The following is a 20,394-nucleotide window of genomic DNA, read 5'->3' as shown; positions in this document are numbered from 1 at the left end:
GCGGCCCACGAGGGGCTGGAGCCCGCGGCTCCAAGCCTGCCTGCGCAGGCTTGGCCGGACGACAGAGGCGAAGCGTCTCGCGAGCCGCGGCCTGCAAGGCCTCGCGTATTACACGAAGTGAAAAGCGTGGGGGCCATGTTTACGCCCGTTCGACGTTGCAGATCGTCGTCTTGGTTTCCTGCATCATCGTCACGCTGTCGTAACCATAGGTCGTGGCCGTGTTGGCCGCCTCGCCACGCACGATCGGGTGCGCGCCGCTGGGGTAGTGGGCCAGCATGTCAGCCCCCTGCCAGCGCCCGGAGAAGTGGTACGGCATGAAGACGGTGTCCGGTCCCACCCGCTCCGTCACCAGGGCCTGCACGTTCAGGCGAGCGCCGGTCGGCGTGCTGACCCAGACGCGCTCGCCATTGCGAATGCCTCTATCCGCCGCGATTTTTGGATTGATTTCGATGAACATCTCCTGCTGCAACTCGGCCAGCCAGGGGTTGGAGCGGGTTTCTTCGCCGCCACCCTCATATTCAACCAGCCTGCCGGAGGTCAGGATCAGCGGGAATTTCTCGTGCACCTTGTCGGTGATGTTTTTCTGCTGGATGGTCTTGTACAGCGTCGGCATGCGCCAGAAGGCTTTCTTGTCGTCATGCGTCGGGTACTTGGCCACCAGATCGGGGCGAATGCCGTAGAGCGGTTCGCGGTGCTGCGGAATCGCATCCGGGAAATTCCAGACCACCGCACGGGCCTTCGCATTGCCAAACACGTGGCAGCCATGGTTTTTCATGGTCACGCGGATGATGCCGCCCGATGAATCCGTTTTCCAGTTCTTGCCTTCGGCAGCGGCTTTTTCAGCCTCACTCAGCTCATCCCACCAGCCCAGTTTTTTGAGCAGCAGGTGGTCAAACTCCGGATAACCGGTGGTGATGTCGGCGCCCAGCGAGTGCGAGCCGTCTTCTGCCAGCAGGTTGACGCCGTCTTTTTCCACGCCGAAGTTGGCGCGGAAATTACCGCCACCCTCCATGACGTGCTTGGAGGTGTCGTACAGATTGGGCGAACCGGGGTGTTTGAGCTCCGGCGTGCCATAGCAGGGCCACGGCAGACCGAAATAATCGCCTGTCGTGTCGTAGCCGGTTTCCTTGTCCTTGCCGCCCTTGGACTTGAGGGTCTTGACGTCAAACAAATGCATATTGCGCATGTGCGCTTTCAGGCGCTCTGGACTCTGCCCGGTGTAGCCTATCGTCCAGCAGGTCTTGTTGATCTCGCGCAGGATGTCTTCCGGCATGGGCTCGTCCAAGCCCTTGACTTTCTGCATCTTGTAGTTTTTGGAAAGCTCTTTGGCAAAGCCCAGCTTTTCCGCGAACTGGTGCATGATCATGTGATCGGTGCGGCTTTCCCACAGCGGCTCGATCACCTTCTCGCGCCACTGCAGGGACCGGTTGGAGGCCGTCACCGAGCCGCTGGTCTCAAACTGGGTGGCCGCCGGCAACAGGTACACCGCGCGGTTCGGGTTGAGGTCTTCAGCCTTGCCCGGCATCGCTGCCATGGCCGCGGTGGCCGAAGGGTAAGGGTCGATGACGACCAGCAAATCCAGCTTGTCCATCGCGCGCTTCATCTCCAGGCCCCGGGTCTGGGAGTTGGGTGCATGGCCCCAGAACACGACGGCGCGCAGATTGGGGTCCTGATCAATCAGTTCATTTTTCTCCATCACGCCATCGATCCAGCGTGACACCGTGATGCCGGGCTTGCCCATCATGGCGGGCGAGGCATAACGCCCCTTGATCCAGTCGAAGTCGACGCCCCAGATCTTGGCGAAATGCTTCCACGACCCCTCCGCCAGGCCGTAGTAGCCCGGCAGCGAGTCAGGATTGGGTCCGACGTCGGTGGCGCCCTGCACGTTGTCGTGACCGCGGAAAATATTGGTGCCGCCGCCAGATGTGCCGACGTTGCCCAAGGCAAGCTGCAGGATGCAGGACGCGCGAACGATGGCATTGCCAATGGTGTGCTGTGTCTGGCCCATGCACCAGACGATGGTTGACGGCCGGTTCTTGGCCATCGCTTCAGCGGCCATGTACACGCGGGCCTCGGGCACGCCGCAAGCTTCCTCCACCTTGTCGGGCGTCCACTTGGCCATCACATCTTCCTTGACCTTGTCCATGCCGTAGACACGGTCGTTGATGTACTTCTTGTCTTCCCAGCCGTTCTTGAAGATGTGGTACAGCATGCCGAACAGGAACGGGATGTCCGAGCCCGAGCGGATGCGGATGTATTCGTCGGCCTTGGCGGCCGTGCGCGTAAAGCGCGGGTCCACCACGATCATCTTGCAGCCGGTTTCCTTGGCATGCAGCATATGCAGCAGGCTGACCGGGTGGGCTTCGGCGGCGTTGGAGCCGATGTACAAGGCGACCTTGCTGTTTTGCATGTCGTTGTACGAGTTGGTCATGGCGCCGTAGCCCCAGGTGTTGGCAACACCGGCCACGGTCGTGGAGTGACAGATGCGCGCCTGGTGATCGCAGTTGTTGCTGCCCCAGAAGCTCACAAACTTGCGCATCAAATACGCCTGCTCGTTGTTGTGCTTGGAAGAGCCGATCCAGTAAACCGAATCAGGGCCGCTGGCCTTGCGCAGTTCCAGCATTTTTGCGCTGATTTCGCCCAGCGCCGTATCCCAGGTGATGCGCTCGTACTTGCCATTGACCAGCTTCATCGGGTAACGCAAGCGGAACTCGCCATGCCCGTGCTCGCGCACCGCAGCGCCCTTGGCACAGTGGGCCCCCAGGTTGATCGGCGAATCAAACACCGGCTCCTGGCGAACCCAGATGCCGTTTTCAACCACGGCGTCAATCGCACAGCCTACCGAGCAGTGGGTGCACACGGTGCGCTTGACTTCGATTTTTCCGCTGCCGTCACCGGCAGCAGACGTGGCTGCTTTGGCCTTTTTGACCAGTGTCAGTTGCGTGGCCGCGAGACCGACCCCAACGCCCAGGCCCGAGCGCCGCAGGAAGGCGCGGCGGTCCATGGTCGGCAGCGCGCCGGACAGGCCCCGTGAAAGGCTTTGCACAAAGCGTGCAGAACCGGCGCGATGCGCTGGATCGCCGTGGATACCGTGAGATTTTTTCGTGAGCAGCATGAGGCTCTCCCGTAGAAATGAAAGCGGGGGTGGATCAGACGCGCGCGGTCTTGTAGTAACGCTTGACGTGATCGGAGAGGCTGTAACCACCGCCTTTTTCAGGCGCCGGCTTGGCTTCCTGGAGCGCGGTTTGTGGTGCCGGTACACCCGGCAAGGCCACGATGGCGGCGGCCGCTGCGCCCGTGGCGGCTGCACCGAAGAAGAAGCCCCGGCGCGAGGGCTTTGGCTGGCTGTCCTGCATCTTTGTCTCCAAGGAAGCTTGCTGGCATGTATGCAACGGTTTGCATACACACTGTACGTCAGCGCGTTGTACACCACAATGCTTTACATCGCGCAAATACGCAGCATAGGGAAAACGATAGGCCTTCTTAGCGTCTTTGCGACACTCGCGGATCCCCCGGAGAGGGCCAGCGCCTCAATTTACGACAGGCCACCCGGGGTCAGGCGTGGCGAAGGACAATGCCGCTCAGGCGAGCATGTCAAACCCTTGCGATTCAACGCTGATGAAGGCCTGCGTGAAGGCCGCGAGCGCGCGGTAAAACCGGGCCTTGTGGTGTTGCATGATCGCGTCGCACATCAGGGGCACCCAGGGTTGGACATGCCGCGCAAAAAATTCGCGCTGGCGTGTCAGGTTGGCGACTTCGACATCGTCACCGGCAATCAGGTAGCGCATGACCTCGCACAGATACGCCACATGGTCTTCTGTTTCCGGCATGGCCTCGTCACGCGCCAAGCCCAGTGCGGCGATGTCGGTGCGCAGAGCGGCCAGCGGTTTTTCATTCAGGAAGCCGCTGAGGTAATGGGACCCAAAGAGGTACAGCTCGGGCTTGCCCACCCCGCCAAAAAGGGCATCGTATTCCTGCCCGATGTCGGCCAGGCTTTGCTCACGCGCCGCCGCGACCAGCTCCTGCCAGGAACTTTCGAGCACGGCCCCGGCAGCAGGTGCCTCGGTGACAGCGACGCGAATGTTGCCGTGCAGTTCGGCTGACGGCGCCGCGTAGAACAGGGCCGCGAGCAGCCCATAGACTTCCGCGCGTGCGGTTTCTTCATCCAGCGTGGAAGGTACGAGTTGCGCTTGCATCATGTGGGTGTCGCCTAGCGGATATCGGTGATCTTGAGTTCGTTGTCTGCAGAGTAGATGTCGATGACCCGGCAATCGCCGCACATCTTGAGGCGGTCCGCGGCCGCACCCTGAAACATGGCGTGACCCGCCAGCTTGCCCAGCATGGACTCGATGGCCTTGAGCGTGCCGAAGGGCTTGCCGCAGCGTATGCACTGGTAGGGCTGCGTCTCGTTAAGCACGCGCGCCTCCTTGCGCTGGGGTGTCAGCAACAGCCGCGGCTGCAGCGTGATGGCGTCTTCAGGGCAGGTCACCGCGCATAAACCACACTGCACGCAGTTCTTTTCAATGAATTTGAGTTGCGGGCGTTCGGGGTTGTCCTGCAGCGCGCTGGCCGGGCAGGCACTCACGCAGCTCAGGCACAGGGTGCAGGTATCGGTGTTGACGACGAGGCTGCCAAACGGCGAACCTGAACGGGGAAGCTCAATCGCTTCGGGCAGGGCGGCAGGGGCGTGGGCAATCAGGTGGTCCAGAGCCATATCCAGCGTGCTGCGTTTTTCCTGGACTACCGCAAAGCGGGCAGTGACCGCGGGCACCATGGGCCTGGCCCGCGCCAGGGTTTGCAGGCTGGCATCCAGGCCGACAAGCGCCTGGGCATCCGCGCCCGGCGGAACGCGCACCAGCTGAAAGTGAACGCCCGCGTAACCCAGGCCGCCGAGAATGGCCTGCGCCACCCGCATCTGGTCCGCCAGGCCTTCCAGGTAAGCCGGCGCCTCCTCGTCCGTGACCAGCACGGCCACCTGTTCGGCGCCAAACGCCAGCGCGCTCAGCCAGACGTCCAGACCCAGGCTGGCGGTATGCCACAAGGCCTGCGGGATCACGTTGGCGGGCACACCCTGAACGGTTTTGTGCAGCTGGGCGGCGCGACCCAGCGCCTCGACGGCCTGCTGGCCGGCACCCTGGCTGTGCAGCAGCAGCACCGGGTGCGCACCGCCGGCCCGGCCGTAGGTGGCAAGCAGGGTCTTGAAGCGAACGCCCTGCTCGCTGGCGCGGGGGTAGGCGTAGGTGAGCGCACCGGTCGGGCAGACGGTGGTGCAGGCGCCGCAGCCTATGCACAGGTTGGGATTGACAACGATCTGCTGGCGCTCTTTCTGGCTGCTGACCGCGCCGGCCGAGCAGATGTCGATGCATGCGTTGCAGCCAACGGTTTCGTTGCGGCTGTGGGCGCACAGCTTTTGCTTGTAGGCAAAGAATTTGGGTTTTTCAAATTCGCCCACCAGGTCACGCAGCTTGACCACCGTCGGCAGCAGGCCGGGCAAGGCCAGCCCGGCGGAGGCATCGCATGCAAAGTAGCCTTGGGGTGGCGCATGCAGGGTAATCAGCGGCTGGCGGCCGAGGTCCAGCACGAGGTCAAACGCCTCGGTGGCGGCCTGCGCTTCGCGGTTGAAGTCGATCGCACCGGCGACCTTGCAGACGGCCACGCAGTCCCGGTGCGAGGTGCATTTGCTGCTGTCCACCTGGTAGCTCAGGTCGATGGCGCCTTCGGGGCAAACGGCCACGCAGGCATTGCAGCGGGTACACAGGTCAAGGTCAATCGGATTGTCTTTTGTCCATTTCGCTTCAAAAGCGCCCAGCCAGCCCTGCAGGCTCAGGCCGGTACCGCTGATGACCGGGTACTTGCGCTCCTGCGCGGGAAAGTCGCCCGACGCCGGGTCAGCGACACCTTGCGAAAAAATCGTCACGTCCAGCGCATCGGCGAGCAGCCCGGCCACCTGCTCGGCCCGGTCCAGCGGACCGACTATCAGCAGGCGGCCAGCGCTTTTGTAAGTGACGGTCGAGACGGGCTCTGCATCCGGCAGGTGCGCGACGGCCAGCAGCGCGGCGATCTTGGGGCTGGCGGCCGAGGCGTCCTTGCTCCAGCCACCGGTTTCACGGATATTGACGAACCTGACCACGGAAGTCGCCCCCGCGGTCTGCTCGCCCAGCTCCGCAAAGAGGCGCTTTTCCTGGGTGCATGCCACCACGACGTCCTCGCCGGATTGAACCGCCTTCTGGAACGCGCCGGCTTCGCGCCGGCACAAGGTTGAATGCCGCGTCAGATTTTCATTGAGTGCCGCGCCCACCGCCAGGGGCTGGAGGGGCATGGTCTGGTTGCAGTCGCAAATCAGTGTGGGCATGGTCGTCTGGGCGTTGGCTGGCGCCAGTGTCAGGCAATGACCCGGCTTGGCTTCGGTTGTCGGGGTTCACAGAGTCGGGAATTGGCATGCCCGTGTCTTCTGGAGACTGTGCCACGGTTTCAGCTTCAGGGTTATTCGCACTTTCCCGCGCTACCGCAGCCTGGATTTTTTCCGGGTCATCCTGCTCACCCTGGTCGTCCTCCTCGTCATCAAACAGCTTGAGGAATTTCGCACTGGCCATCTGCCGAAGCATGGACTCGGGTATCGGCTCGGAGATGGAATAGTCGTCAATGTAGATATCCAGGCCATCCATCACGTTGAAATGCGGATCGGCGAAGAGCTTTTTCATGGCGGCGTTCCGGACGTCGGGGCCCACACCTTCTGCCATGAAGGGCTTGAAGTCGGAGTCCTTGGTCAACAGCCTCACGTCATCGAGTGACAGCTCTTTTTCAGCGGGCTCGGCACCGCCAGCAGGTGTTGGTGCGGCGACCGGTGCAGCTTCCGGCTGGCCCGGCGGCAGGATGGCGCCGGCACCCACTGCCGGGGTCGCAACCGGCGCAGGCTCTTCGAGCGGCTTGCCCTGCAGGGCGTCAGACTTGCGGCGAGCCCAGCGGCCCAGGAATCCCCCGCGCTCTTCAGTCATGGCCGGGCCCGTCCGGTTTCTTGTCAGTGCTCACCCGCGCGGGATTGCCGAAACGATCCTGCAGGGGCCGGAAGCTTTGCGGACGCTGGCGCCGCTTGGGTTCCAGCACATGGTGCCGGTCCACAAACTCCTGCAGCCACTGCACCACCTCGGGTGGCGCAGGGACCTGCTCGACGGTTTCCTGCGCATCGAGCCAGCGCCCCGCATCGTGGTAGCTCAGTGTGACGGTTTGCGGCACGGCCACCGGCTCATCGGCCAAGGCTGCCTCTTCCTCCATGCGCCACACCACCCAGAAGCAGGGTTGGGGCGTGGTCACATTCAGGTAATAACCCTCGGCATCGCCCACAAACAGCTCCACCTTGAAGCCGGGGTGCAGCCAGCGCTCCTCGTGGTCGTCCTTGAGCAGCAAGCGGGGTTGCTTGCCGAAAGCCTCCTCGTGCGGCACCACATCGGCCAGCACCCAGCGCCAGGGCTGCCAGCGGTTGTCAATGCGCTCGCGGCGCATGACGACGGCCACCAGCAGGGTGGGACGGTGAACAGCGTCCCCAGCCTCGGGGGACTGCATCAGGAAATCAGCCATGGTCGCAGTGTACGGCGGACACCATGAATCGCTAAGCCACCAACGCGGGCCGGGGCTTGCCGGCTGCATCAGCGGACCCGGGGACGCCCCCGGTTCGCCGCCCGGGACCCCGGCGCCATGCCGGCGTGGCTCAGGTGTTTTTCGAGATGGTGATGGTCGGGAATTTGGCGGAAAAATCTTTCGCCTTGGCAGCCACGGTCACGGCCACCTTGCGCGCCACGGCCTTGTAGATGGCCGCCACGTCGCCGTCGGGGTCTGCCACGACCGTGGGCCTGCCGTTGTCGGCCTGCAGGCGGATGTTGATATCCAGCGGCAGCGCGCCGAGATAGTCCATGTGGTAGTCGGCCGCCAGTCTCTTGCCGCCGTCCTCGCCAAAGATGTGCTCGGCGTGGCCGCACTGGCTGCACACATGCACCGCCATGTTTTCCACGATGCCCAGGATGGGCACACCCACCTTCTCAAACATCTTGATGCCTTTTTTGGCGTCCAGCAGTGCGATGTCCTGCGGCGTTGTAACGATCACGGCACCCGTCATGGGCACGCGCTGGCTCAGCGTGAGCTGGATGTCGCCGGTGCCGGGCGGCAGGTCGACGATCAGGTAGTCAAGGTCTTTCCAGTTGGTCTGGCGCAGCAGCTGCTCCAGCGCCTGGGTGGCCATGGGGCCGCGCCAGATCATGGCCTCGTCCTGCGCCACCAGGAAACCGATGGACATGACCTGAATGCCGTAGTTTTCCATCGGCTCCATATTCTTGCCGTCCACACTCTCGGGCCGGCCTTCGATGCCCATCATCATGGGCTGGCTGGGGCCGTAAATGTCGGCGTCGAGCAGGCCCACGCTGGCGCCTTCAGCGGCCAGGGCCAGCGCGAGGTTAACGGCGGTGGTGCTCTTGCCCACGCCGCCCTTGCCGGAGGCCACGGCAATGATGTTCTTCACATTGGGCAGCAGCTGCACGCCGCGTTGCACGCTGTGGGCGGCGATCTTGACCGCGATATTGACCGATACGTTGTTCACGCCGGCCACCCCCTTGGTCGCCGCGATCAGCATCTTGCGGATAGCCGCCATCTGGCTTTTGGCTGGATAACCCAACTCCACGTCGAAGGACACATCGCCGTCGTTGATCTGCAGGTTTTTGAGCGCCTTGGTGCTCACAAAGTCCTTGCCGGTATTGGGGTCAAGCACGCTTTGCAGCGCGTTCAAAATTGCCGGTTGTTCTACAGCCATCTGGGAAATCTCCGATTGAATGGGGGGCAAGCCGGGAGCGCTGGGGCGCGCTGCCGGGCGGTCGGGAGATTGTCGGGCATGGGACAGCCAATTGGAAAAAGCCCCAGCGGGGGCGATTGCCGAGTTTTCCGGCCCCAGCCGGGGCTCGGGACAAAACGACGGTAAAAATGGACTGCTATGGCCGGTTTACAGCCGACGACGTCCCAACCCGACAGGCTCCCGGGCTTGAGCAGAAGTCTAAGGCAATGCGGATAAAGGCGCGTCGCACGCGCGGAGAAGCCATGACCTGACAAGGCAGCATCGGCAGGCCACGCCTTGATCTTGCTCAATTCAGGCAGACTGGAACAAGACCAGAATGTGTCACGGGATGGCGTCGGAAAATGGCTGCCCGCCCGCCATCCAGTGTTTGGCCTGGGTGATCTGCCTCATGGTTCACGCCGGCCGCCCCCTGAAGCCAATGAAGTTGCCGGAGACTCGCATGTCCACGATCTCACTCAATTTCGAGACCGATACGGTAGTTCTGCCACCGCCTGCGCTGTCACCCCAGGCTACGCTGGAGCAGGCGCTGAAGAACCGCCACAGTTCGCGGGCTTTCCTGCCCGATCCGTTACCGCTGGAGACGCTGTCGGCGCTGCTCTGGGCCGGCTTTGGCATCAACCGGCAGGAAAGCGCCCATCGCACCGCGCCCTCGACCCACAACTGGCAGGAAATCGATATTTTTGCGGTGCTGGCTGAGGGAGCCTACCGCTACGAGGCGCAGACCCACCAGCTGTTGCTCATCAAGGCCGAAGACCTGCGCAGCACGACCGGCACCCAGGACTTCATTGCCACCGCACCGCTCAATCTGGTCTACGTCGCGGACTTTCATCGCATGCCGGATGCCCGGCCGGCAGAGCGCCGTTTCCTCGCCGGGGCAGATGCCGGCTGCATCGCGCAAAATATTTATCTGTTTTGCGCCAGCGTGGGCCTGGCGACGGTGGTGCGCGGTCTGATCGACCGCTCCCGGCTGGCGGCATTACTGGGACTGGCAAAGACCCAACGCATTGCATTGGCGCAAACCGTTGGTTATCCGGCCGCGAGCTGAACGCCTCTTTTTCTCTTCTTCCCGGGAGATGGTTCATGGAACTGACCTCTACTGCTTTTACGCCTCAGGGCGAGATCCCGCAACGCCATACCTGCGAGGGGGAAGACATCGCTCCCGCGCTGCGCTGGACCGGTGTTCCGGACGCTGCCCGCAGCCTGGTGCTGATTGTTGATGATCCCGATGCGCCCGATCCGGCTGCACCGCAGCTAACCTGGGTGCACTGGGTGCTCGTCGATATTCCTCCGGCCGCACCCGGCCTGCCCGAGGGCGGCCATCCGCTGCCCGCCGGCACGCGCGCAGGCATCAACGACTGGCACCGCCCGGACTATGGCGGGCCTTGTCCACCGATCGGGCGGCATCGCTATTTTTTCAAGCTCTACGCCCTCGACACGACACTGCCCGCGCTTCACCAACCCGCCAAGGCGGCTGTCGAGCACGCCATGCAGGGCCACGTGCTGGCCCGGGCCGAACTGGTCGGCACCTACCAGAAGCACAGGGGCCGCCCCTGAACTGTCGGGCTGAGGTCTGATTGGCAGCGCAGCGCCTCTCAGCCTGACTCGCCCCAACGGGCCGCACCGAACGCCTGGATAAACCGGTCCAGATCCCGCGCCGGCAGGTCGTCAATACCCGCCGCGCCGGCACGCCCGGCGCCCCCAAAACGCAAGCACAACTCGCGGGCGCCGCCCGCCGCCGACAAGGGCGCACGCACACTGACGACATAGCCGCCGGCACGCACCGCCTTGAGCACAGCATGCGCCATCGCCGGCCGGGCGCTGGCCAGCTCATTGGCCAGGCAGCCGATCACGCGCCGGCTCCACGGCGCATCGGGCAGCAGGTACACGCTGGCGCGACCGTTCTGCCAATGCGGCGGCACCTGCGCCGCCTGGCGCAGGTCGGCACGGCGCAAGGCGTCCAGCGGCCGCACGATCGTCTCATGCAGCGACAGGTCGAGCGGATCGCGATAACGGCTCAGCGTCTCATACAGGCGCGCCGGCGGGATGTAAACGTCGCGCTCGTCCTCGCCATAGGCGTTGTAGTTGATCGCCTCGCCGAGCATGCGCAGCCGGGCCCGGTCTTCACTCCCTACACCCGAGTCCGCCGCCAGCGCGTCGGCCACCGCGGTCAGGTTGTCGCCATAGGCGCCAGCCAGCGCCCAAAGCCGCTGCGCGCCGCCCAGGTGGCGGTCCATCAGCAGGCTGGTGCAGGTCTGGCTGCCGAGCTCGATGTGTGTGTGCAGGTTGGGGTGGGGCGGCACGTCGCAAGCCGCATGATGGTCGAAGTAGCGCACCCGCGCGCCCTGCGCCAGCAGGCGCAGCAGGGCCGTCCGGTTGCGCTGCAGCGACAGGTCACATACCAGCAGTTCGTCGCCCGGCATCGCCTGCACCCGGTCAAGCAGGGCGATCTCGCGCTTGAGCCCCGTCACCAGCGTGGCCGGTGCCGGCGTCTGCAGCCGCCACTGCAGCACGGCGCACAGCCCGTCAGCGTCGCCATTGCAGACATCGACGCGCCGCTGACCGGGTGGCACCGTCATTGCCGCGGTCATTCTTCTTCCGGACAAGGTGGACTTGGACCCTCGGCCGGCTCACCGGTCTCGGGATCCAGCCATTCGGCAATGCCGATCTCGCGCTCGGCCTCCGGCAAGGTGATGGCCGGCGCCAGCGCCCGCTCGTTGGCGGCATCCATGTCCGCCCGCGCCTGCTCGACCGTCTCGAACGGGCCGAACTCCTGCTTGCCGTCGGGTGTCAGCCAGTGGTAGCCGTCCGGGCGCGCCACAATCCGGTCCCGTCCATTGTCGGCATCGGGTTCAGCCACCTCTTCAGGCATGTCTTCCTTGCGTGGAGTGCCTGCCTTGGCCTTGACCTTGGCCTTCACGCTGGTTTTTTCCTTGCGTGTCATCATCGCCTCCTTCGGTCCCGGCGGTGTCGACAGCGATGGCGTACGTTCTGCGGTCAAGACCAGGGGACTCAAGCGTCCTGCAGAATTAATCATTGTCCCCGCTTCGCTACCGTCGCGCCACCCCTCCACCCGGGTGCGCCGCCCATTGCCTGGCCTTGGCGATGGCAATGCGGATGGCGCGGCCTTCATCCATGCCCTCGTCAAGCAGCGCATTGGCAATTTCGATCGCCTTGACGCGTACCGGCTCCGGGAGATTGCGCATCGACACCGGATAGCGCTGCGCGGTCCAGGGCATGGTGCCGCCCTCACACCAGCTCGAACCCGGCGCCTCGGGTGGCGGCGTCGCCCAGTGCCACGCGGATGGCGTCATCCACATTGTTCAGCCAGACGAAGGTCAGGTTCTGGCGGCTGGCCTCGGGCACGTCGCGCAGGTCCTTCTCGTTGCGCTGCGGCAGCAGCACGGTGTGCACGCCGGCACGCTGCGCGGCCAGCACTTTTTCCTTGACGCCGCCCACCGGCAGCACCAGGCCGCGCAGGCTGATTTCGCCGGTCATGGCCACATCGTGGCGCACCACACGGTTGGCGAACAGGGAGGCCAGGGCGATGAACATCGCCACCCCTGCGCTGGGTCCGTCCTTGGGAATCGCCCCGGCCGGCACATGCACGTGCACGTCGATGTCATCGAAGGCGTTGGCCGACAGGTGCAGCGCAGTGGCACAGGACTTCACCAGCGTCAGGGCGGCCTGGGCGCTTTCCTTCATCACATCGCCCAGCTGACCGGTCAGGATCAGGCGGCCCGAGCCGGCCACGCGGGTTGCCTCGATGAACAGGATGTCCCCGCCGGCCGGCGTCCACGCCAGCCCGGTGGCCACACCCGGCACGCTGCTGCGCAACGCGGTTTCGTGTTCGAACTTCGTGGCGCCGAGGAGCGCATCCAGGTCGGCCGCATCGACGCGCACCTGCGGCGTGGAACCATCGGCGATCTGCACTGCGGCATGGCGCATGACGCGCCCGATCTCGCGCTCGAGCTGGCGCACCCCGGCCTCACGCGTGTAGTCGGCCACAATCGCCTGCAGCGCAGCCGGTGTCAGTTCGCACTGGTCGCCGCGCAGGCCGTTGGCCTCGCGCTGGCGCTGCACCAGGTAACGCTGCGCAATCTGCAGCTTTTCTTCCTGCGTGTAGCCCGGCAGGTCGATCACCTCCATGCGGTCACGCATCGGCGCGGGCACCTGGTCAATCACGTTCGCCGTGGCGATGAAGACCACACGGCTCAGATCGAAAGGAAGCCCCAGGTAGTTGTCGCGGAAGGTGGCGTTCTGCTCCGGGTCCAGCACCTCGAGCAGCGCGGCCGACGGGTCGCCCTGGGCACTGGGCGACAGCTTGTCAACCTCGTCCAGCATCATCACGCAATGGCGTGCGCCGGCCTTGCGCAGGCTCTGCACAATGATGCCCGGCATGGCGCCGATGTAGGTGCGGCGGTGGCCGCGGATCTCGGCTTCGTCATGCACGCCACCCAGCGACATCCGCACGAACGGCCGCCCCAGCGCGCGCGCAATGCTCTGGCCGAGCGAGGTCTTGCCCACACCGGGTGGCCCGACGAAACACAGGATGGGCGCGCGCCCCTGCGGGTTGAGCTTTTGCACCGCCAGAAACTCGACAATGCGCTGCTTGATGCGGTCCAGCCCGTAGTGGTCGGCTTCGAGGATCCGGCGCGCCTCGCCCAGATCGATCGGATTGGCCGGCGGGGCCGCCCACGGCAGCTCGGTCATCCATTCCAGGTAGGTGCGCAGCATCGAATACTCGCCGGACGCATCCGGCATGCGTTGCAGGCGCCCGAGCTCCTTGCGCGCCTGGGCCTGCACATCGTCCGGCATGCCGGCTTTCGCAATGAGCTCTTCGAGGCGCACGATATCCTCGTCGTCGTCCCCGCTCTCACCGAGCTCTTTCTGGATGGCCTTGAGTTGCTCACGCAGCAGATATTTGCGCTGGTGAAGGTCAATCTGTTCCTTGGTGCGCTCGCCGATCTCCTGCGACAGGCGCAGCACCTCGATGCGGTGCTCCAGCATCTGCAACACCTTCGGCAGCCGGTCTTCCGGGCTCTCCGTCTCGAGCAGCATCTGCTTTTCGACCAGCTCGGCATCCAGCAGGCTCGCGACGATGTCCGCCAGGTGCGATGGCGAGCGCACGGACTGCAGCGTGTGGGCCAGTTCGGCCGGCGCACCCGGCAGCAGTGCCAGAATTTCCACTGCGCGGTCACGCAATTGCAGCCCCAGCGCTTCAGCTTGCGTGGAAATCACGGCCGGCTCCGGGATGGGCTGCACACGGGCGGCCAGAAACGGGTAGCCCTCGACCAGTGCCTCGATGCGAAAGCGCTCCACGCCCTGGCAGACGGCGTGCTGCAACTGCTCATCGGCGTCAACGTGCTGCAGCACCTTGGCGATGGTTCCCACGTCATACAGCGCATCGCGGCCCGGATCGTCAATTGCCGCGTCCCGCTGCAGCACGATGCCCAGTCCGGCGCCAGTCTGGTGTGCATGCTGCACCGCCGCAACCGATTTGGCGCGCCCGACGGTGATGGGCACCAGCACATGCGGAAACAGCACGACATTGCGCATGGGAACCAGCGCAATCACCCCTTCTGGAAGGTCTGGAAGGGCGGGCTGATCAGGAACTGGCGCATCCATGGCATGTCACCCGATGAACTGGCTGAGCGGGAAGCCCCCGCGGCAAGTACCGCGGACGGCCGCTTGTGTACCAAGCGTGTACGCGGCATGGCAAACCCCGGACCGCCTCACCTGCTGCCACGGCAGCAGGGTCACCATGCTGTCATATTTGCCCGTTCCCGTCGGTACGACCGTACGCATGCCGCTAGACATGGCTTGTTGACGTGACGATTGCCCGCGGGGCAACCCGATTTCAGGGTCCATTGCTCACCTCGACTTGCTCAGGCCCGTCAGTGGCCGCTTGAAGCTTGAAAGCTGACTCTTCAGTCCAGTATAGGCACGCCTTCCGGGGCGGGCAACGGGGGCGGCCAACTCCGTGCTTGATCTACATCAAGCGCCGGCACGGCACTGGCGAAGGCTGCACGCAGCCTGGCGTGGCGCACGGGACCGAAATGCCCCGAAAACACCCGGTCGCGGGGTGGGAGCGGCAAAGGCCGTCAGGCGACTTAAAATCATGGGTTAGCCCCACCAAAGCACCCACCATGTCCCAGCGCCGCCTTTTCGTCACCACCGCCCTTCCCTACGCCAACGGGAATTTTCACATTGGCCACATCATGGAATACATCCAGGCCGACATCTGGGTGCGCTACCAGAGGATGCAGGGCCATGAGGTGAACTTTGTCGGCGCCGACGACGCGCACGGCGCACCCATCATGATCGCCGCCGAAAAAGCGGGCAAGACACCGCAGCAGTTCGTGGCCGATATCGCCGCGGGCCGCAAGCCTTACCTCGACGGCTTTCACATCAGTTTTGACAACTGGCATTCGACCGACGGGCCGGAAAATCACCAGCTGGCGCAGCAGATCTATCTGGACCTCAAAAAGGCCGGGCTGATCGAAACCAAAACCGTCGAGCAGTTCTTCGACCCCGACAAGAACATGTTCCTGCCCGACCGCTTCATCAAGGGCCAGTGCCCCAAATGTGGCGCGAAAGACCAGTACGGCGACAACTGCGAGGTATGCGGCGCGGTCTATGCGCCGACCGACCTGATCAACCCGTACTCGGCCCTGTCGGGCGCCACGCCCGTGCTCAAAAGCTCGGAACATTTTTTCTTCAGGCTTTCCGACCCGCGCTGCGTGGCCTTCCTGGAGCAGTGGACCCAGGACGGCATGCTGCAGACCGAAGTTGCCAACAAGGTCAAGGAATGGTTTTCGCCACGCCAGAACGTCGACGGCACCACCAGCGAAGGCCTGGACGACTGGGACATCAGCCGCGACGCGCCTTATTTCGGCATCGAGATCCCGGATGCACCGGGCAAGTATTTCTACGTGTGGCTGGACGCCCCGGTCGGCTACCTGGCCTCGCTGAAAAACCTGCTGGACAAGAAGGGCCTGGACTACGATGCCTACATGGCCGATCCGGGGCTGGAGCAGTACCACTTCATCGGCAAGGACATCATCACCTTCCACACCCTGTTCTGGCCGGCCATGCTGCATTTCAGCGGCCGCAAGACGCCGGACAACGTCTTTGTGCACGGCTTCCTGACCGTCAACAACGGCGAAAAAATGAGCAAGAGCCGCGGTACCGGGCTGGACCCGCTCAAGTACCTCAACCTGGGCATGAATCCCGAATGGCTGCGCTACTACCTCGCCGCCAAGCTCAACGCCCGCAATGAAGACATCGACTTCAATCCCGAAGACTTCATGGCGCGCGTCAATGCCGACCTGGTCGGCAAATACATCAACATTGCCAGCCGTGCGGCCGGATTCATCAGCAAGCGGTTTGACGGCCGGCTCGGCGAGCCGTCCGCTGATGGCGATGCCCTGCTTGAAGTGTTGCGGGGCGCCTCGCCGGCGATCCAGGAGCTCTATGCCGAACGCGAATATGGCAAGGCCCTGCGCGAGGTCATGCAACTGGCCGATCGTGTCAACGGCTATGTCGACCAGAACAAGCCCTGGGAGCTGGCCAAGCAGCCAGGCATGGAAGCCCGGCTCCTCGACGTCTGCACGGTCTGCATCGAGGCTTTCCGCCTGCTGACCATCTACCTCAAGCCGGTGCTGCCCGCGCTGGGCACCCAGGTGGAAGACTTCCTGAAAACCGGTTCGCTGACGTTCCGGGACGCGGGAGCCAGCCTCGGTAGTGGCCACGTGATCGGCGAGTACAAGCACCTGATGCAGCGCGTCGACGTGAAGCAGCTGGACGCGCTGTTCGAGCCCCCGGCCGCTGCGCCCGAGCCGGCACAGCTCACCCCCGGCGGGGAAGCGCTGGCGGCCCCGATCACCATCGACGATTTCGCGAAGGTAGACCTGCGCATTGCAAAGATCGTCAACTGCGAAGCCGTGGAAGGCTCCACCAAGCTGCTGCGCCTGACGCTGGATGTGGGTGAAGGCAAGATGCGCAACGTCTTCAGCGGCATCGCCTCGGCCTATACGCCCGACCAGCTGATCGGCAAGCACACGGTGGTGGTGGCCAACCTGGCGCCGCGCAAAATGAAGTTTGGTGTCAGCGAAGGCATGGTGCTGGCCGCCAGCCACGCTGACGAGAAAGCCCAGCCCGGCATTTATGTGCTGGAGCCGCTGCCTGGCGCATCACCGGGTTTGCGCGTTCGCTGAGCCCGACAGACTGCACTAGGGTTTGTGCTTCATCGCAGCGTGCGGGGCATCCGGCGCGCTGACAAACCGCAGTGCCGTGCCGGCGTGCCCTGCAAGCTCGGCCAGCACAGCCCCCAGTGACTGAAGCAGCTGCGCGGGGTCTTTCGTCTTGAAGGGCGCCTGCGCCACCGCCACCTTGAGCCGCAGCACCGTCCTGGGCGGCAGACTGGGGCTCTCGGTCAGCCCCCGGGCGATCAGGCGCTGTCCGAGCGCGGTCAGTTGCTCGCGCGTGACATTGCCCTGCAGGATCAGCACGAAATCGCCATCGCGATGCCGTGCCACGGTATCGCCTTCCTGGGCCACTGCGGTGACGCAGGCGCCGGCATGTACCACCGCGCCCTGCGCAGCTTCCATCCCGTACTCCTGGCGGATGTCAATGGCATTGCCGACCCGGATGCGCAGGACCGCACCCGCACCCGGGTGGCGCTCCTGGCGAAGAATCAGCTGCTCCAGGCGCCGCAGCAGGACCCGATGACTGGCAACGCCGGTCAGTGGATCCACGCGGCCGAGTGCTCCGACGCGCGCATGGGTGTCGCGCCGCTCGTTGCTGCGGAAATACAGGCCAATCAGCAGCAGCAGGATTTCAAGGGCTGCGCCAATCTGCGCGCCATACTGGGCGGCCACGCTCAGGGGCAAGAGGCCGAGCCTGAGGAGCAACGGGAAGATGGACCCGCCCGCCAGGCAGATCATGGCAGCCAGCACCCACAGACCCACTCGGGGCCTGCGCCGCGCATACCAGCCCGCCACGCCCAGGTAAACGGCCATGCTGACCAGGTAGTAAGGCAAGGGGAAGACAAAATACGGCTTGTTCTCAGCCACCACAAAGCCCAGCGCGAGCATCGCACCGAGCGCCGACATGGTCAGCAGCCAACGGGACAGCCAGGACGGCACATCCCGCTCGACCACGAGCTGGCGCAGCAACAGATGCAGAAAAGCCGCACCCAGCAAGGTCAACGCCACCGGCGCACGATCGTTCCACCATGCCGAACCTGGCCAGAAATACTCTCCGCCCAGGCCTGTCAGGGCCAGCTGGCCAACTGCGACCACGAGCACATACCCTGCGTAAAAGAGATGGATCGAATCGCGCCAGGACACAGCATGAAAGGCGCTCATCACGACAATCAGGAGCACCAGCCCGATATAGATGCCCAGCAGCAGATGCCAGTGCTCGCTGCGCTCCTGAAAACTGCGCGCGTCCGACAAGGTCCAGTAAACAAGGATGGGGTGGTTGTGGGCAATGCGCAGGTAGGTGGGCCGGTTTTCACCCGGCAGAACCTGCAGTTCGAAGGCCGGATACAAGTGCCGCAATGGCCAGGCCATGACCGGGATCTGGTCGCCCGAACGTTGCAGCTGCCACTCGCCCTCGCCCCCCGCCTGCGGTGCCAGGCGGTAAAGCTCCACGTTGTCCATGCCGGGATACGGCACCGCCAGCACGAGCCGCGCGGGTATGGCTACAGAGCTCAGTTTGAGCTGGTACCAGAGCGTGCGGCCACCACCGGCAGGCATGATCTGCCCCGCGCTGACGGGCTGGCCCTCACCCGCCTCAAACCGCGCATGAACCTGGTCTACCGTGAGATCGCCCGACGTGTCGAGCAGCATCGACGCTTCTTTCTGGAAGCCTGAGGTGCCTGCGACGGCGATTTGCGCGTGGACGGGGCGCGGCTCCACCGCTTGAAGGCTCGCAGCCTCCTGCGCAAAAACCTGCCCGTGAACCAGCAGCAGGCCTGCCAGGCAGGAAGCCAGCCGCGGGAGAAACACGAGCGATGAACACAATAGGCGACGCAATTGCTTACTTCCAGACAACATGGTCCATGCGATGCCCTGTTGAAAAACGAAGGAAGTCTGGGTACCCCACCGGAAACAACAGGCGTCACTACGAGTCACTGATTCACACTAATTCAGTGCAGTCAGTACAGGCCACACAAAGAATGTAACAATTATTTACATTTCTGACTACAGACATATGTCACGGAATCGGCTGTCTTGTTCCTTGTTTCCAACATGCTTAATCAGCGTTCATGCATCCACCCGTTTATCTCGCGCCGTTTCGTCCCCGTCTGCTGACCGCGCTTGCCGGTACACCCGCAGGCGGTTTTCGAGGACGCAGGTTCCGGGCCGACTGTGGGGATAGTGGCCTTGCCGCTGGCCATGGCATTTGCCATTACCTCAGGCCCGAAGCCGGTATCTGGACGGCCATCATTGCAGGCACCCTGATCCCTGCATTCGGCGGCTCGGCGTTACGGCTCGGCGTTACGGAATTGGGAGCCCCACCGGCACGTTCATTGTCATTGTGCACGGCATCCCCGAGCGCTACGGCCTGGTCAATCTGCTGATCTCCACCGCCTGCGCCGGCGTGCTGCTGTTCACTCTGTGGGATTTTTCAGGTTTTTCAGGCTGGGTACGCTGGTTCGGCATGTACTGGTGCGCATCGGGGTGGGCTTTACCAACGGCATCGCCGTGCTGCTCAAGCAACCCAAGGCCTTCCACGCGGACCGCAGCAACGATGGTTGCCAGTGTGGTGTTGCATGCTTGATGGCAGATAGCGTGCCACACCACACCAGGATGTCTCTTCTGCCATTACCGCTTCATGCGGCTGGATCTGAACGCGCTGAGCGTCACTTCCTGAGACCTGCGGGTGTTTCCCATGTCCCCGCACACCCCTGTCCCCTGTCCACTGTCCACTGTCCACTGTCCACTGTCCACTGTCCCATGTCCCATGTCCCATGTCTCCGGTCCATACAGCACAGCAAGAACCCGTCAGCTGCCTGCAGGGTTATCTCCCGCCGTGCCGGGTCGGCGCTGCCGCACCGCGGTCAGTATTCCCCGCAGAATTTCTATGGGCGGCGGCGGGCAGCCAGGCACGGTGACATCCACAGGAATCACGTTGGCAACGCGGCCACAGCTCGCGTAGCTGTCGCCGAAAATACCACCGGTGCAGCCGCAGTCCCCCACAGCGACCACGAGTTTCGGCTCGGGCGTCGCGTCATAGGTGCGCCGCAACGCCTCGTCCATGTGGCGCGATACCGGGCCGGTCACCAGCAGCATGTCAGCGTGGCGTGGGCTGGCGACGAACTTGATGCCCAGCCCTTCGATGTTGTAGTAGGGGTTGTTGAGCGCGTGGATTTCCAGCTCGCAACCATTGCACGAGCCGGCATCGACCGCGCGGATGGTCAGCGCCTGACCGAGGATCAGCAAAATATCGCGGTGGATGCGCTCGATCGCGGTACGTTGGGCGTCGTCAATACCCGGAGCCGGTTCGGTGATGATGCCGGTGCGGGCGATCTGTTTGAGGATGTGCCACAT

The 20,394-nt window shown here is 64.0% G+C and carries 17 protein-coding genes; 3 read left to right on the top strand and 14 right to left on the bottom strand.

Annotated elements, in window-relative coordinates; translation table 11 throughout:
• Window positions 1-139: 139 nt before the first annotated feature.
• From BPRO_RS04615 to apbC, 7 genes are all read right to left on the bottom strand, one after another.
• Window positions 140-3,115 carry a formate dehydrogenase subunit alpha gene (locus BPRO_RS04615; RefSeq protein ID WP_011481895.1) on the bottom strand — a complete coding sequence of 992 codons (2,976 nt, stop codon included), beginning with the start codon at window positions 3,113-3,115 and terminating at the stop codon, window positions 140-142.
• Between the two features lie 34 nt (window positions 3,116-3,149).
• Window positions 3,150-3,356 (bottom strand): hypothetical protein, encoded by a 207-nt coding sequence (locus tag BPRO_RS04610; RefSeq protein WP_011481894.1) that lies wholly within the window; start codon window positions 3,354-3,356, stop codon window positions 3,150-3,152.
• A gap of 225 nt (window positions 3,357-3,581) precedes the next feature.
• Complete coding sequence (locus BPRO_RS04605) at window positions 3,582-4,199, bottom strand: TorD/DmsD family molecular chaperone (protein ID WP_011481893.1); 618 nt, start codon at window positions 4,197-4,199, stop codon at window positions 3,582-3,584.
• An 11-nt stretch (window positions 4,200-4,210) separates the two neighbouring features.
• Window positions 4,211-6,352 carry a 4Fe-4S binding protein gene (locus tag BPRO_RS04600; protein WP_198140983.1) on the bottom strand — a complete coding sequence of 714 codons (2,142 nt, stop codon included), beginning with the start codon at window positions 6,350-6,352 and terminating at the stop codon, window positions 4,211-4,213.
• Window positions 6,279-6,995, bottom strand: a complete 717-nt coding sequence (locus BPRO_RS04595; RefSeq protein WP_011481891.1) for a DUF3306 domain-containing protein — start codon at window positions 6,993-6,995, stop codon at window positions 6,279-6,281. Before BPRO_RS04595 ends, BPRO_RS04600 begins: the two co-directional genes overlap by 74 nt.
• Complete coding sequence (locus BPRO_RS04590) at window positions 6,988-7,575, bottom strand: DUF3305 domain-containing protein (RefSeq protein ID WP_157045724.1); 588 nt, start codon at window positions 7,573-7,575, stop codon at window positions 6,988-6,990. Before BPRO_RS04590 ends, BPRO_RS04595 begins: the two co-directional genes overlap by 8 nt.
• Window positions 7,576-7,705: 130 nt before the next feature.
• Window positions 7,706-8,797: an iron-sulfur cluster carrier protein ApbC gene (gene apbC, locus BPRO_RS04585; RefSeq protein WP_011481889.1), complete on the bottom strand. Its 1,092-nt coding sequence runs from the start codon at window positions 8,795-8,797 to the stop codon at window positions 7,706-7,708.
• A gap of 478 nt (window positions 8,798-9,275) precedes the next feature.
• Here apbC and BPRO_RS04580 point away from each other — a divergent pair, with 478 nt between their 5' ends.
• Both BPRO_RS04580 and BPRO_RS04575 read left to right on the top strand, forming a co-directional pair.
• A complete protein-coding gene (locus tag BPRO_RS04580) occupies window positions 9,276-9,881 on the top strand; it encodes a nitroreductase family protein (protein WP_157045723.1) in 606 nt (201 codons plus the stop codon).
• 35 nt (window positions 9,882-9,916) lie between these two features.
• Window positions 9,917-10,390: a YbhB/YbcL family Raf kinase inhibitor-like protein gene (locus tag BPRO_RS04575; protein WP_011481887.1), complete on the top strand. Its 474-nt coding sequence runs from the start codon at window positions 9,917-9,919 to the stop codon at window positions 10,388-10,390.
• A 38-nt stretch (window positions 10,391-10,428) separates the two neighbouring features.
• Here BPRO_RS04575 and BPRO_RS04570 read toward each other — a convergent pair whose 3' ends face one another.
• The 4 genes from BPRO_RS04570 to lon all read right to left on the bottom strand — a co-directional run bounded on the left by BPRO_RS04570 (window position 10,429) and on the right by lon (window position 14,461).
• Window positions 10,429-11,424: a hypothetical protein gene (locus BPRO_RS04570; RefSeq protein WP_011481886.1), complete on the bottom strand. Its 996-nt coding sequence runs from the start codon at window positions 11,422-11,424 to the stop codon at window positions 10,429-10,431.
• Complete coding sequence (locus BPRO_RS04565; RefSeq protein ID WP_232291492.1) at window positions 11,421-11,780, bottom strand: hypothetical protein; 360 nt, start codon at window positions 11,778-11,780, stop codon at window positions 11,421-11,423. The genes BPRO_RS04570 and BPRO_RS04565 overlap by 4 nt, the downstream gene beginning before the upstream one ends.
• 103 nt (window positions 11,781-11,883) lie before the next feature.
• Window positions 11,884-12,072 carry a hypothetical protein gene (locus BPRO_RS04560; protein WP_011481884.1) on the bottom strand — a complete coding sequence of 63 codons (189 nt, stop codon included), beginning with the start codon at window positions 12,070-12,072 and terminating at the stop codon, window positions 11,884-11,886.
• 10 nt (window positions 12,073-12,082) lie between these two features.
• Window positions 12,083-14,461: an endopeptidase La gene (gene lon, locus BPRO_RS04555; RefSeq protein ID WP_011481883.1), complete on the bottom strand. Its 2,379-nt coding sequence runs from the start codon at window positions 14,459-14,461 to the stop codon at window positions 12,083-12,085.
• A 521-nt stretch (window positions 14,462-14,982) separates the two neighbouring features.
• Here lon and metG point away from each other — a divergent pair.
• Window positions 14,983-17,052, top strand: coding sequence for a methionine--tRNA ligase (gene metG / locus BPRO_RS04550; RefSeq protein ID WP_011481882.1), 2,070 nt, complete (start codon window positions 14,983-14,985; stop codon window positions 17,050-17,052).
• Window positions 17,053-17,067: 15 nt separating this feature from the next.
• Here metG and BPRO_RS04545 read toward each other — a convergent pair whose 3' ends face one another.
• The 3 genes from BPRO_RS04545 to BPRO_RS04535 form a co-directional block, all read right to left on the bottom strand.
• Window positions 17,068-18,876 carry a sensor domain-containing diguanylate cyclase gene (locus BPRO_RS04545; protein WP_232291491.1) on the bottom strand — a complete coding sequence of 603 codons (1,809 nt, stop codon included), beginning with the start codon at window positions 18,874-18,876 and terminating at the stop codon, window positions 17,068-17,070.
• Between the two features lie 525 nt (window positions 18,877-19,401).
• Window positions 19,402-19,644 (bottom strand): hypothetical protein, encoded by a 243-nt coding sequence (locus tag BPRO_RS30850; protein ID WP_157045722.1) that lies wholly within the window; start codon window positions 19,642-19,644, stop codon window positions 19,402-19,404.
• Between the two features lie 204 nt (window positions 19,645-19,848).
• Complete coding sequence (locus BPRO_RS04535) at window positions 19,849-20,394, bottom strand: NADH-quinone oxidoreductase subunit B family protein (protein WP_011481879.1); 546 nt, start codon at window positions 20,392-20,394, stop codon at window positions 19,849-19,851.

It is taken from the genome of Polaromonas sp. JS666 (assembly GCF_000013865.1).
In the GTDB taxonomy this organism is placed as follows: Bacteria; Pseudomonadota; Gammaproteobacteria; order Burkholderiales; family Burkholderiaceae_C; genus Polaromonas.
The sequence above is the reverse complement of the archived record's forward strand: the minus strand, read 5'-3'. Positions and strand labels throughout refer to the sequence as shown.